The 14,066-nt window shown below is 53.1% G+C and carries 3 protein-coding genes and 1 pseudogene; 1 reads left to right on the plus strand and 3 read right to left on the minus strand.

Annotated elements, in window-relative coordinates; translation table 11 throughout:
• Positions 1-173: 173 nt before the first annotated feature.
• From KOR42_RS22455 to KOR42_RS22465, 3 genes are all read right to left on the minus strand, one after another.
• Complete coding sequence (locus KOR42_RS22455; RefSeq protein WP_197441468.1) at positions 174-6,098, minus strand: hypothetical protein; 5,925 nt, start codon at positions 6,096-6,098, stop codon at positions 174-176.
• A complete protein-coding gene (locus tag KOR42_RS22460; protein WP_146512080.1) occupies positions 6,025-9,528 on the minus strand; it encodes a hypothetical protein in 3,504 nt (1,167 codons plus the stop codon). The genes KOR42_RS22455 and KOR42_RS22460 overlap by 74 nt, the downstream gene beginning before the upstream one ends.
• A gap of 274 nt (positions 9,529-9,802) precedes the next feature.
• Positions 9,803-10,600 carry an inositol monophosphatase family protein gene (locus tag KOR42_RS22465; protein ID WP_146512081.1) on the minus strand — a complete coding sequence of 266 codons (798 nt, stop codon included), beginning with the start codon at positions 10,598-10,600 and terminating at the stop codon, positions 9,803-9,805.
• A gap of 322 nt (positions 10,601-10,922) precedes the next feature.
• On the opposite strand from KOR42_RS22465, the pseudogene KOR42_RS28150 reads away from it, so the two are divergent.
• Positions 10,923-14,066 (plus strand): annotated as a pseudogene (locus KOR42_RS28150) (hypothetical protein); the annotation flags it as partial.

The raw sequence follows: 14,066 nt of genomic DNA on the forward strand, positions 1-14,066 counted from the left end.
CTGCATTTCCCAGTCGAGAGACATTGACTGCTCAAAAAAGTCGTCGCTGCCGGGAACTCATCAACCTCTGTAGGTCTTCATGGATTTTCGGTGCTTCGTGGAACTCGTTTCATCCGAAGATTGCAACCGAGTCGCTTTCACTGAATCGTTGGCCACTGAAAACGATGATGACTTCAACTCGTTGAGGCCTCACGGGCACGCGAGGAGTTTCGGATGAGGCGGCGAATCCCAAGAGCCGCAGCGGGGAGAACGAAAAGAAGGCTGAAAATTGGCGGAGACAATAGCAATGCCCAAACGAAACCGAGGGCTGCGAGGGCAATTTCCGGGTTGTGATCGAGAAAGCGACCCGACTTCGCGACAATGGACGATTTCAGACCGAGCAAGAAGATGCCCGCCGCCAGGAACAACCAGATCGTAGCGAATGTGACTCCCGAGCGAGACCACCAATCGATCCGTTTGAGGCGAAACGTGGGGTTCTCGGATGCCGGGAACCAGTCAATCGAATTGTTCGATTCGGTCGGACTCGCGACTTCGATTCCCCATTCCTCATTTGTTGCCCCTTGCCCCTCTTCGTTCAAATCCGAAGTGACGATCAGTCGATCCTGAATTCGATCCCATTCCTCGCGAATCCGGACTGTCATTTCCTCGTCCGTTTCAGAGAGTGCTCCGCTATCCGACAGGTCGAAAACCACTTGACGAGTTTCATTCAAATTTCTGATCAGAACGTGATCAATGGAAATCGTCGTTGGGGATTCGGGAATCAATTCGACCAAAGCATCCCATCGCAACATCAACTTGGAGATTCGACTCGAGCGATCGATCGAGCCGGTATCGAGGGTTGCTGACTCTGTCTCAACAACCCCAACCAAATGGGTGAACGGTTTGGAACTCTCAGCTTTCAGCAGCGTGAAGGTTCCGTCAGAATTCATTTTGCCTGACCATCGAACGTTGACGATGACGATCGGCTCATCCGATTCAATGGTCGCGCGAAACTCGTTCACGGACTGTTCTGTTTCCAGAATGGTCCCCCCTCGAGCTGTGACGGAATCGATCTCTGTCCCTTCGGCGAGGTGCCATTTGAGCGACTTGAGGTGATCGACATGGAGCCAAAAACTGGAGTTGGCCAGAATACGATCTTTTGTTCCCTGTGGCCAAATGACGGTTTCCGCATAACTCGGGCTGACGTTTTCATTCGTCGGATTCGTACGGATCGGATCGAGGACAATCTCTGAACTCAATAATTCATAAGCTACGACAGCTGCGGGACCGGTGGCGGACCACCAGTTATTCGGAAGCCACGATGGATACTGTTTGGGCGAAACAACAATTCCCGATCGAATTGTCATTCCCTGTTGTCGACGTTGAGGGATGACCAGAATCGCTTTGACCGGCAACTGCTCGTTCACCCGGATCATGGGGATCTGCAGACTTTCGACTTCGTTGGACTGGTTTTGCCGAGGAAAAGAAATTGGTTCAGCGAACTGTGTTTCCACAGTGATCACAGCGTCGTTGAGTCGATTCGCGTTGAATAAGAGCGAGAGTTCTGTCTCGTCGCCTGTGTCGATGACTGATTCTCTGCGCTGTCCCGACGGAATTCGAAAACTTCCGAGAGACTTCGGAATCGTCAGAACAATTTGACTCGTCGCTGCGGTTTCGGTTTGAACGCGAAAAATGTGCGTCAACCCGATCAGAGATCGTCCGGAATACTTCATTCGGACGGCACATTCGGCGGAGAGTTGTCCCACCGGTGGCGTCACCTGAAAGCGAAGCGGAGACTCGTCCGATTCAGGGATATCGACAGCGATAATGCGCGGGTGAGACGGATCAAAATCCGGAATGGGAGCCTCAAGCAACAGTTGTTGGCTGGTGTTTCGGATTTCGAAATTCCAGTTGGTGTAATCGACCACAGTCAAGTCGCGCGACTGATTGGCTCCCGTGGTCAGCCTTGCCTGCGGGACAGGTGCCCACTTCGCCGCCTCGAGTGGAATGGTGCCATGGAGCTGAAGCGATCGCTTTCCGAGTTGTCCTTTGGAAAGGAAGACCGTCAGTCGGGAGCCAGCCTGATGAAACCTCAGCGGGGAGTCGCCGGACGGATTGACATCCACTACTGAGGAAATGATGACGCCGCCGGTGATATCAAACTCCTGGCGAAACGACGGCAGACCGGATGTTGTCAACTCCGCGAACGATTCCCATTCCGCACTGTCAGACCGGACGGTGAGAACGTCCCGAAATTCTGCGACCGTTTGAGATTGTTTGGCAAAAAAATCAACCGAAATCTTCGCGTTCTGTTGTTGAAGCACAACGATCGACGGCGGCGCTCCAGCGAATTTGTTCAACTTGGAAAACTCCGTCGTCCGCGCGAATTCGATTCCTGTCGAGCTGTCACTCAACTGGATTTCGAATCCCGTGGGAGGACGAACACCGATGAAATGTTCCCCAACTTTTTCGCCCCAATCGATTTCAGGCACGATCAGAAGTTGTTCGTTTCCGGAGTGAGGAGAAGAAATCGAGAAGTCAATTTGAACGGTATCTTCACTCGTTCTGTCCTGATTCAGTTCGAGCGCAAGCGATGTTCGCCCATGGATGTCGTGGCTCAGAAATGCATTTTTCAGGATTCGACCGGTCGTTCGTTCGATCGTCGCTTCTTCTGGAATCTCAAGGTAGAGGAAACGATCTGGGACCGCTTCGAATCTGCTCAGAACCGTTTGCCCATCGAAATCTTGAGGGGAAACGGTCAACATCGTGGCAGCACGTAAGTCGGAATCAGAGGGCAAGGAGGTTCGTCTTTCCCCTTCAAAGGTCAATTGATCGACTCCTCCCAAGTCGAGGCTTGTTGACTCATCTTCAATTTCGAAGACGCGCCCGTCGCGTTCAATCGCGTCGAGCCCTGAGCGTCCCGGAATGGTCAATCGAGTGTCGAGAACCTTGGGAATTCCAGCATGAGGCGGATCGTCCGAAGAACTTTGGACCATCCACTCGAGTTGAATTTCATGTTCCGTCCAGGATTCCAGCTGCGCGGTCGCCGCTGGAGGGGTTGACTGCTCAAACCGTACCACAACTCCCCGGCCGGACAGATGGGGGATTAACGGCTCCGGTTGACCGTCCACATGACATTGTGCGCCGCGGGGGAAGATGACGTTTTCGAATGGGAGCCAGACGAATGTTTCCGACTGTCGATCGGGAACCAGGACGGTCAGGCGTGCATTGACGAAATAATTCGGGAAGGTCTGAACAAGCTCGTAGTGAGACGACTTGATCAAGTAGTCGGACGACTTCTGTACGTCGACGGAATTGAGGATCGGTGCGATGTCGTCGCTGACGGCGTCCGTTATTGGTTGAAGTTGGGCGAAAGCTTCGCGCGAGATCAGAAGTGTCATTACGAATACGACTGTGGCCATTTTGGCTTTGCTGAGACGACTGCTCGATTGAGTTCGTCGTGGGGAAGTCGAGTTGGCCGGGCGAAATTGCAAGGGAATCAGACTCGAAATCACGCTGCCGATCAGCATCGCGCCGAGGATCATCGACAGTGCGTTGTCGATGAGCAACAAAGCGACCATGAGCGCCGCGATCCAGTATGGGGCGGCGTGTTTCACTTGAACGATCGATTGCATTCGTCCTCCCACGCCAATGAGGAGGCTTAAGAAAAATCCGGTCCACGCGAGGTTCCAGGTCATCCCCAGATTCCATGCAACGAAGGTGACTTCCGCCCCGGTTCTGAGACTTCGGAATGTCAGTTCATCAGTCGGAACGCGTGTTCGTCCCGGTGTCGACAGCGGCTTTTGAGTCCGAAGGAGACGGGCTCCAAGAGAGTTGGTCAGTGTTCTCATCCACGGATCAGTCAGCGGTCCGAAAAAGAAATGCTGCGAATTGACCTTCGAAGAGAACCCGGGAAGTTTGGCTTGAACAAACTCATAGTTGTCCGGTGTGATCAGCTTCCATTCGAGGCCGTTGAGTGGGACAGCTGTCTCTGGCAAGGGGACTCGGAATTGTTGAGTCAGCGAAATCGTTTCGGATTCGATGAGGTAAACGAGATCGACTTCCGTGACTTGCTGAACCTCACTTGGGAAAAGCACCTTGTTACCATCACGGAACACGGTCAATGCCTTACGATCAATGGAAGCGGCCGAAATTCGACAATTGCTGGGCAGTGTCAAATTCAATTGATCGATGCTGATGGGGCGGTCGAACCGTAGAAGAGTGTGTTGGACCAACTGAACTTGCTGGGAATCGTTTGTCTCGACAAGCTCCGAGACGACTCGCAATTCTCCCTGAACACTCGCTGCATCAGAGAACGATTCCTCGAATGGTTCGACGGGAGAAATATCGGTGAGTTGTGGACTCTCCTCGCTGGGAAACATCTCTTCGGACTTTGACCGAACGAGAAACTTGGGAGCGTCGTCCATCGAGACATTCCGGCGCGTCAGCGTCAGCAATCGTTGACCGATCTCGGGAAGTGAATCGATATCAAGATTTAATGTTTCCGGAACTGGGACGTATTCCGTTGTTGACCGGTTCCAGTTGGCTGGTTCGCTGACTTCAACGTCCAGACTACCTGGAATCACCCAGTCGATTTTTGACTCAACCGTCAGCCCATCGGCATTCGTCAACAGCGGCAGCGTGTGCTCGGTGTTCGGTTTCAACCCTGGGCACCTGGCGAAGATCGCGACTTTGCGAGGTGTCGTTGTCGAGAGCGGAGTTTGAAAATCGATCTGCAGAAGATTTCCAACAACATTCCAGGAAGCAACTCGCGCGGACGGTTGATTCGCGCCGACACTGAGAATTTCCAGTCCTTCAGGAAGGTTGAGAGTCGATTCGAACGCAGCTCCAGACTCAGCGCTCAGTGACAGCATGATGAGGCACCACGGAAGCGGCACATCGGATTGGATGAGTTGATGAACTGACAGTCGGACTGACTGTCGAGGCATGGCGATGACAGATCGGATGGACTTGTCTTGCGCGAATGATTGGAACTTCCAAACTTCGGTTCCTTCTTCCGAAACGAGATCGGTCTGCACAAATCCGTCGAGTCTGAGCTGTTGGAGTTCGAGCGGCGGATCAACGCGCAAGCTGATTTTGTGTGATGTTTCCCGGCCAGCGAGAGTACGGATTAACGGAAGGGATCGCATCTGGCCAATCCAAAGCGGATAAAGCCCTTGCACCCGGAGGGCGATTCGATCGTTCGAGACCGATTTGGGAAGGTCCACTTCAATCAAGTGAGGACGCTCGGGAACACGCTGGAAGCTCAGGGTTCCTCCTGCGACGGTGATTGATTGAACCGCAAACTGCCGAGGAACCTCTAAAGAAATCTGGTCGGGGAGAACGCCGATTCCGGAGATCAACAGATCGGTTTGCACAAACAGTCCCGCTCGTCGAGCCAAATAGACCGAGTCGGCGGTGTAAACGATCGGTCGTTGCTTTTCTGTGAAGTCGCGACGACGAATCGTCAACACGGTTTTCGTGGTTCGACCGAGATCAATCGACCAGATTCGGAAGTCATCGCTTCTGGTGTCGACAGAGACGATTCCGGAAGAAGACTGCAACTCGAATCCGTGCGGAAGTTCCAACGACAGTTGAGAGTCGAGTGCGTCCGGAAATTGACACGTGATGAAAATAACGTCCCGTGCTTCGTCTCCACGCCGAGACCAGGAACCACGGATTGTGGATTGCGGCTTGTTGACGAGAACGATTTGCTCTCCCGATGGTGTCGTTCCCCATGCTGCGGAATCGGCGCTTGAGGGAGACATCGCGAGGTTCGATGGAGTGAGATCAACGGCAGCGGGACGATCTCCCAGGCGAGCAATCTTCCACTCAAATCTTCCATCAACGAGATCCGCATCGTGAAATCGTGCTGCGTATTTCGCTGATTCGATAACGGCACTGACTTCCATCGGACTTTGACGGGAGCCAGCAACGGATTCAGAATCCTGAGCCCTCACAATCGGACTGGCAAGTTGCCATGTGATCCAGAAGGCGAGCAGCCGGATGAGGAATCGGCCTTGTCGACGATATTCGACCATCGACTCACTCCGCATCCGGAGACATGGGAGAGCTTTCAGGCTGGGCGGAAGCATACAGCTTTGTGGAGGCTGCCACATCAAGTTCTTCCGACCGACTGTCCCGTAAACCGTGGTCGCTGCTCTCTCCCCAGCGCGAGTTCGATTTTTGAATATTGTGATGCGAACGTGTGTCGATGAACGTCGCTGTGAGCGCGAGCACCACTCCGAAAATGGCGGGCTGCAACAGCAGCAACAAGGGTTCGGGGTACCAGACGCTGATGAGTGCAAATAGAAATCCAATCACAACCAGTGAAAACACATTTCTCGTGACGGGGAAGCGATAGAAAACAAACCCCAGAAGCAGGGCGAACCCAGCTCCAATCAGGAGAATGAGAGATCGGTTCATCGTTCGAAATTTGACTTCGATTTCCGGGCCGAATCCGCTGAACGAGTAGTAATTCGCATTGAAATGAAACTCTTCCGGAACTTGTTGAAGAAGCGTCTGCCGCTCCGCTTCAAATGAGGGGCGAACGGTTCGGGACCAGAAGAGACCGTCTCGTGTCCATTCAAATTCCGGCTCGACTTGAGGATAGACGAACAGGTGATGCCCTTTCGGCAGTTGGACTTCCCACGTTGTCGAGTCGACCCAGACACTTTTTTTGAATGTCGGGAACTGGAATCGCTGCTGGCTGGTGTGTCCAAACGGAGTTGTCGACGGAGTTCGATAGACGACCTGAATTTGTCGACGCTCCAGCAAATCGATCGGGAGCGTAATCGTCAGCTCTCCGGGATTCTCTTTTCGAAACGAATACGTGCTGGGTTCCAGGATGTCGCCATCGACACTGACCGTTTTCAGTTCGGTGTTTTCCGGAAACTGAATCACCATCCTCACAGGCGGAGAGAGAGCGACCATCGTGGCCACCGTTTCAGAAGAGCCATCTTCGCGGAACCGGGTGAACAGCGACAACTCGTCGACGATATACTGCTGCGTTGAATCAGCGAGCTCTCGGCCGAAAGTGAGCGGGACAGAAGAAATCGCTCCGTCAATTCCGGGGCTGACCCAGAGTGGCCCGCGAGGAGAGGTTCTTAAGGCGGTCCAACCCGCGACTTCTTCCCGGACCTGAATCGATTCAAAAGGCGTCACGAGGCATTCCGCACGGTCAAACGGGTAGTCGCGAAGTCCCAGAATTGGCAAGTCCATCTCAGCCAGTTCGTCAGCAGATGTCACTGGAAATCCATAGTCGACATCAATTTCGATCAGCCCGGATGTTGCTTTCGGCAAAAGAGCGGTGAGCGACTCTGTACTGAGAAACACCGGCAAGAATTCATTTCCGCTGCGAATCTCGAGGCTTTCCTGAATCGCGAACTCGGGTATGAGATCGCGTAATTCTTGCGGCAAAAGTAATTCGACCCGGTCCAGCTTGCCATATTGCACATCGAGTGTGATTCGCTGGTGCACAATCAGTTCGTGCGGGCGAATATCGACGATCTCGACGGAAGTGGATGATGTGACTTTCCGTTCATGCGGGATCACTGTCGCGGTCATCGACTTCGGGGAACGGTCATCGAACTGGATTGCCGTGGCTGTCGTTGGAATTCGATCGAGCGACTTTGGAAGAATCCATCGTTGCGACAAACCTGTCACTACATCGTCATTGATATCGTCCAGGTCAATGAGCGTTGCATCGGACTTGATCTTGAGTTCAATGTCTTCGGCGTTGTCGATCAGCAGCGTCGACAGACCGGAACTGTGGCCCTCGACCTGTGGAAGAGTCAATTCGGTCGTCGTCACCTCTTCAACAGGAAACGGTTTCCGGAAGACGGTTGTCAGACAGATTCGAGAGGGAAACTCAATGCTGCGGTTGAGTGTTAGGTTAACCTGTCCTGCTCGATGGTCGATCGTCGGTGTGATGCTTCCCGTCTGGTCGGGTGTGCAATAGGCTGCTTCAAACTCCCAGCCGTCTGACCGGAAGTTGTCCCAGAGTAAGTTGAAGGCATCAGCACTGCCCCGGTCGACTTGAATGAATTGATGCACTTGAAGAGTCGTCGACTGGCGATTGACCGACAATCGGAAAACTGGTGTCACGGAATAGGATGGCAAGTCCGGAACGATTTGTTGGACAAGCCGAAACGGTTGCCGGAAATACTCGTAAGCACTCAGAAGACTCCCCGCCCCGGTTCCTTTGAATTGGTCGATTCCGATTCGGTAAACCTGTTCGGACTCCGTCGTTCGCGGAATCGTTCGGTATCCGACCGTTCGGTCAACGCGGATGAGTCCTTCCTGACGAGTGGCGCCTTCAACTTCGAACCCGTCGATGAGAATGCGATCACCGTCTGAGTCAAGGGGACGCCTGAGAATCCAGTGCAATTCCAGCCTGCCAGTGACGGACCCGCTGAGAGGAATCACGATCCACCCGTCCCGTTCGGGGTCGTCGGCGTATGTCTCGAAGTTCGCTCCGCTGACTTCCAGAAGTTCGAAGTCCGACGGAAGTCGAATGTGAAGTTCTTCCTTCACCTGTTGCTGTAAGTCAATCGACTGGTCAGCAACAAGAATGTGTGCATCGGTTGTCGGTTTCAGGTGAATGCGAGTGGTGACTTGAGCAATGGTTTCCGCATCGTTCTTCGGGACCGACCAAGCGAGATCGAGGCGGGAATTCGAAACGGTCACGTCGACGAGTGTTCCTTCACCGTCGCGAGTCACATCAAACACCGTCCCGTTGACAATGGCTCGGACGACGGCATTCGGTTCGGGAATCCGGATTGAGGCACTGGCTACAAACTGTTTCGGAAGCGGTGGCAGCGTAATTTGAATCTGCGATCCGAGAACCGTCTGTCGAACGGGAACCCACATTTTGAATTTCAAAACGTGTTTTCCTTTTCCCTTTACCATCCATGTCACTCCGCCATCGGGCGAAGGTGAACTCAAATCCGGAAATTCTTCACCGGGACCTTCATACGTGCGGCTCAAAATGCTCGCCTGATCGAAGCGCAATGGAACTCGGTGCCAACCCGAATCGATATTGACGAGGACTTCAATGGTTGCGTCGATCCACAATCGGTCATCTGAGACGTATCCGTCAGAGTCAACACGCGTGATGTGGTAGTCCGGAATCATCGGAGCTGACTGAGAACTCTCCGAAGAGCGTTCAAGCGTCGCATCCGTTTCCGAATTGACAGCATTGGGAGCGACTGGCTCGGGGGCTTTCTGAGTGTCAGGTTGAGCCGTCGCGAGAGACGGAGTCAGAACCGCCCAGAAACAGACTCCGAACGCAAGAATGAGATTTCGAAGCCTCGACTTTGGCTCGTTATGTCTGCGACTGGAACTTCGGTCTGAGTTCTTCGAATGTGTTTCATTGCCACGAAGGAGAACGTCGACAACAGATGCCCAATTGTCCGTGATTCTGATCGCGAAGATCTTTCCGAGAGACTGCTGCGTGGCCCGTTCATTCAATTGGAACGTAACCACTTCGGCCCCGCCGCTGCGACCGGAATGGCTTTCGTCAGATTGAATGCATGCTTCAGAGATCACGTTCGTGCAATCTTGTCCTCGGGATGTCGCGTCAGTTTGGAGTCGAGAAACTCAGAAGTCCCAAAGCCTGATCATTTTACGGATCGGCATCGGAGGGAACCGAATTTTTCCGTTGGATCGTTGTTTTTCTTGAGAAGAGCGACCGTTGGATGAAACGCATCGGTCCTGATGGCATTTGGATCATATCCCGAAACGTTGATGTGAACCATATTGCCATCTCCGAAAAAACGAATCCGGAGGGGAACCCCTAAGTGATTGATGCTCAACAGAAGCATCATTCAGTTGGCTTGGACGCGACGCAGAGTGCCTCAGTGATACTCTGGTGCAACGGTGCTCCATTCGTCGCAAGCAAGTTGGGTTCGTAGACGGAAAAGTTCTCATCTGAACAGGTTGTAACAATTCCTCCAGCTTCCCTCACAATGACGACACCGGCCGCCATATCCCATGGCTTGAGACTCGTCGACCAGAAAGCTTCGATCCGGCCACACGCGACAGCGCACAAATTGAGGGCAGCGGAACCGGTCCGTTGGACAGTTTGAGCTTTTTGAATCATGTCGAGAAAGCGGCGAATGGCAACGTCGTCCCGGTCTGCTTTGATCGGGAGGCTCGCCATACACATGGCTTGGGGGAGATCGGCGATGGTGGACACCGAAATTTTACGCTGATTGAGCGTTGCTCCTTCGCCGGTTACGGCCGAATACATTTCATCGCGTGTGGGGTCGTAAATCACTCCCAATACGAGTTCGCCAGCACGCTCCAGTCCGATCGAAACCGCATAATACGGGAACCGATGGACGTAGTTCGACGTCCCGTCGAGAGGGTCGATGATCCATCGATATGGAGAATCTCCCTGATCTTCGGAGAGACCTTCTTCTCCGAGGAAGCCGTGATCCGGATATCGAGAGCGAATTGTTTCGAAAATTGCCTGTTCGGAAGCGAGATCAGCTTCCGTGACGAGATTTGCGGGGCTCTTCTCGCGAGCTGTGAACTTTCCCGCCCACTCTTCGAGGACGCGGCCGCCATTTCGAGCTGCTTCTTCCGCAGTTGAGAGAAACTGTGACAAATCCTTCATCGGTCGTCATCCTTGAAATAATTCATGCGATTCTCTTCCCCAAAACGGTTCATGTCGGCTGATGAATCGGAATGTTGGGGATTTCCGAATTGTCCGAGAACTTTCCAAACATTTTCTAACTGATCTCCGTCGAGTATCATATGCAGAGCGGTCGTTTTCGCGCGAAGACTTGCAAAAGTTCACAATCTGGATGTTGATCTCTCAATCGGGATGATCAACCACTGAGAGTGTGGACGAACACGAGAGTCCGGAAGCTCAAGGATCTGTTGCGACGTGACCTTCCGACAACTGTCGACCAAATGGTCTCAAGATGGGAACCAGGATGGCGAACAGAGAGAATCCAATTATGGCTGTTGCTGACCAGAAGAAAAAGAAATCGTCGAAGTCGTCCAAGTACGTCGACTTTGACGAATTTATCGACTATCAGCTCAAGAAAACTCGGTCCGGGATCCACCAGACAGATCTCCTGACCGCGAGTGTGATCCTCGTGTCGTTCATTCTGGGATATCTGCTTCTCTTCGTGATTTTCGATCACTGGGTCATCCCCGGAGGATTCGGCGAAATAACCCGGATGGTGCTCTCCGGAGTTGTGCTGGTCGCATCGCTGAGTTGGCTCGTCGTTCAAATTCTCATTCCGTTGTGGCGAGAAGTAAATGTTCTGTACGCCGCCCGGGAAATTGAAGAAGCTTATCCCGAACTGAAAAGCAGCCTTCTCTCGTGGGTGCAACTTCATGGACAGTCGGGTCGCGAAATCCCGCCGGACTTGATGAAAGCACTCGAGAAAAGAACGGCACTGCAGATCAAGCAATCCGATGTCGAAGAGGCTGTCGATCGCAAAACGCTTATGCGCGGGTCGTATCTGCTGCTCGGGATTGTGGTGTTAATGTGTCTGTACACGATCTTCTCCCCGAAGAAACTGTCGACGTCTGTCTGGCGTGCATTATTCCCGACTACTTCCGTGGCTGCTTCCACTCGAACTGAAATCCTCGATGTTGTTCCCGGCGATTACGAGGTCCTCGCACGTGATCATCTGGATGTGACGACCGATCTCGGCGGCGTCATTCCTGAAGATGTGCGACTGCTCTTTACGACTTCCGATCGAAGATTCGTCGACGAACCGGTCGTCATGAAAAATACCGGGGAAGGTCTTCCGAGGTTCCGAGTGCGTCTGGTTGGAGCCAACGGAGAAGGACTGCTCAAAGATTTTACCTATCGAATTGAAGCCGGGGATGCGACTTCCGAGACATATCGGGTCCGTATCAACCAACCGCCAACGGCGTCGGTGACTTCCGTCGAATATGACTATCCGGATTACATGCTTCTGGAAGATACAACTCAGCAAAGCTCAACGATCGATGCGTGGGAAGGAACGTTCGTCACGGTAAGCGCACAGACGAATATGCCTGTCACATCAGCACGGCTTTACCGCACCGATTTCGATACTGCCGAGGAGACAGCTGATTTCATCGCGATGACAAAAAGTGGCGACGGGGAACTGCGAGCCCGATGGCGATTGAAATTCCGCGACGATGGAACGTTTGCCAATCATTACTTTATTCAAGTGACCAATGATGCGGACCAGACCGATCCACAGCCCACGATGCACCGGATTGTGATTCGTCCGGATGAACATCCTCAGATTACGTTGACCTATCCGACTCAGAACGAATTGGAACTCCCTGCGAATGCGGTTCTTCCCATTGCGTTTCAGGCGAACGATCCCGATTTCATGCTGCGAAGAGTTGTTCTCCGATTCGAGCGAGAGGGAGAGCTTCTGCCAGCGGCGCCTCATCTCTTTGATGGACCGGACCGACCGGAAGTGAAGTCGCGGTACGACCTCGATTTGAGTGACTTTCGACTCAATCCCGGCGACGAGTTGTTCTTCTTTCTTGAAGCAGAAGACAACTTCGAACCGTTTGATTCTCTTCCGAAACACTTAACGCGGACTTCGAAGGTTCGCGTCCGAATCATCGAGCCTGTTCCTGAAGAAAAAGTTCAGGAGATGCAGGAGCAACAGGAACAGCAACTCGAAGACTCGACGCAGGACGACAACGGATCGACGCAAGAAAATCCCAACGAGCAACAGCCACGTAACCCGCAGAACGAAGACGAAAACAGCGAAGAAGGATCGAAAGCTGAGGGCGGTTCTACTGAAACGGAGAGCGGAGAAGCAGAACAGCCCCAGCAAGGGGAATCCAATCAGAGTGATCAGTCTGAAGACGGGAACTCAGGACAGAAAAGCGGCGACTCGACCGGTTCCGAATCTTCCAACGATGGTCAGGGCGACTCGACACAATCAACTGAACAGACATCTCCAGGCGACAATTCAGACGATCAACCGTCAGAAGAAGGCGGAACAGAAACAGGCGGAGAAGGCAACCAATCTGACCGATCGACAGGGCAGCAAACCGGATCACAAGAGCAGGGGAGCCAGAGCGGTTCAGGGTCTGAGAATCGCAGACCAGAAAATCGAAAACGTGCTGAAGACGACGAAGCCCTTCGTGAACTTCTGAAATGGAGTGAAGAGAATCCAGAGGAATCCTCATCGGATGAGGATTCCTCTGAGCAGCAGGGGCAGCCTCAAGATCAACAGTCTTCCACATCAGAAGACCGTTCCTCGACTGGCGAGTCTTCGGAATCCGATCAACCTTCTGACGATCAGCAGGGACAATCACAAAGCGATCAAGCTTCGACAGATCCGGGATCGCAAGACGACCCAATGTCGGGGGATTCTCCTTCTTCAGAAGGTGGAGACGATCAAAGTCGCCCCGAGAATCAAGGGGCTTCGCCTCCAAGTCAGGGGGCTTCCGGTGACCCATCAGATCCACAGGGACAGCCCAACCCGCCGGAACAGTCTCCGAACCGTCCATCCGACGCGACGAATCCTGATTCCAGCCAACAGGCCAGTCAGGACAAGCAGCAGGAAAACGGACCCGGTTCCACTGACAATGCAGAGAATGCGCCTTCCGATTCACAGTCTCCGCAAGACGGGGTATCCCCAGAGGAGACCCCTCAAAATACGGCGTCTGGCTCTGAAGAATCAAATTCGAACATGAATTCCGGATCACAAGACGCAACACAAAACGACAACACCTCAAGCGATCCATCCGCTCCGGAAGCCGGTGAAAACAATCAACCTGGAAACGCATCCTCCGATGAACAACCGGGACCGAGTGAGGATGCTGATCCCTCGAAACAGGGAAGCGAAGAAGGTCCGTCCAATGAGCAGGGGGATCCATCTCAGGAGACGCAAAACTCGGATATGAACAGCGACAGTCCGGGAAGTGAGTCCGAGCCGAACGAAGGCGACACCCCCAAACAGGGCCAACCATCTGAGGGCCAACCATCTGAGGGACAACCATCTGAGGGACAACCATCTGAGGGACAACCATCTGAGGGACAACCATCTGAGGGACAACCATCTGAGGGACAACCATCTGAGGGACAACCATCTGAGGGTCAACCA

The organism is Thalassoglobus neptunius (assembly GCF_007859735.1).
Lineage (GTDB): Bacteria > Planctomycetota > Planctomycetia > Planctomycetales > Planctomycetaceae > Thalassoglobus > Thalassoglobus neptunius.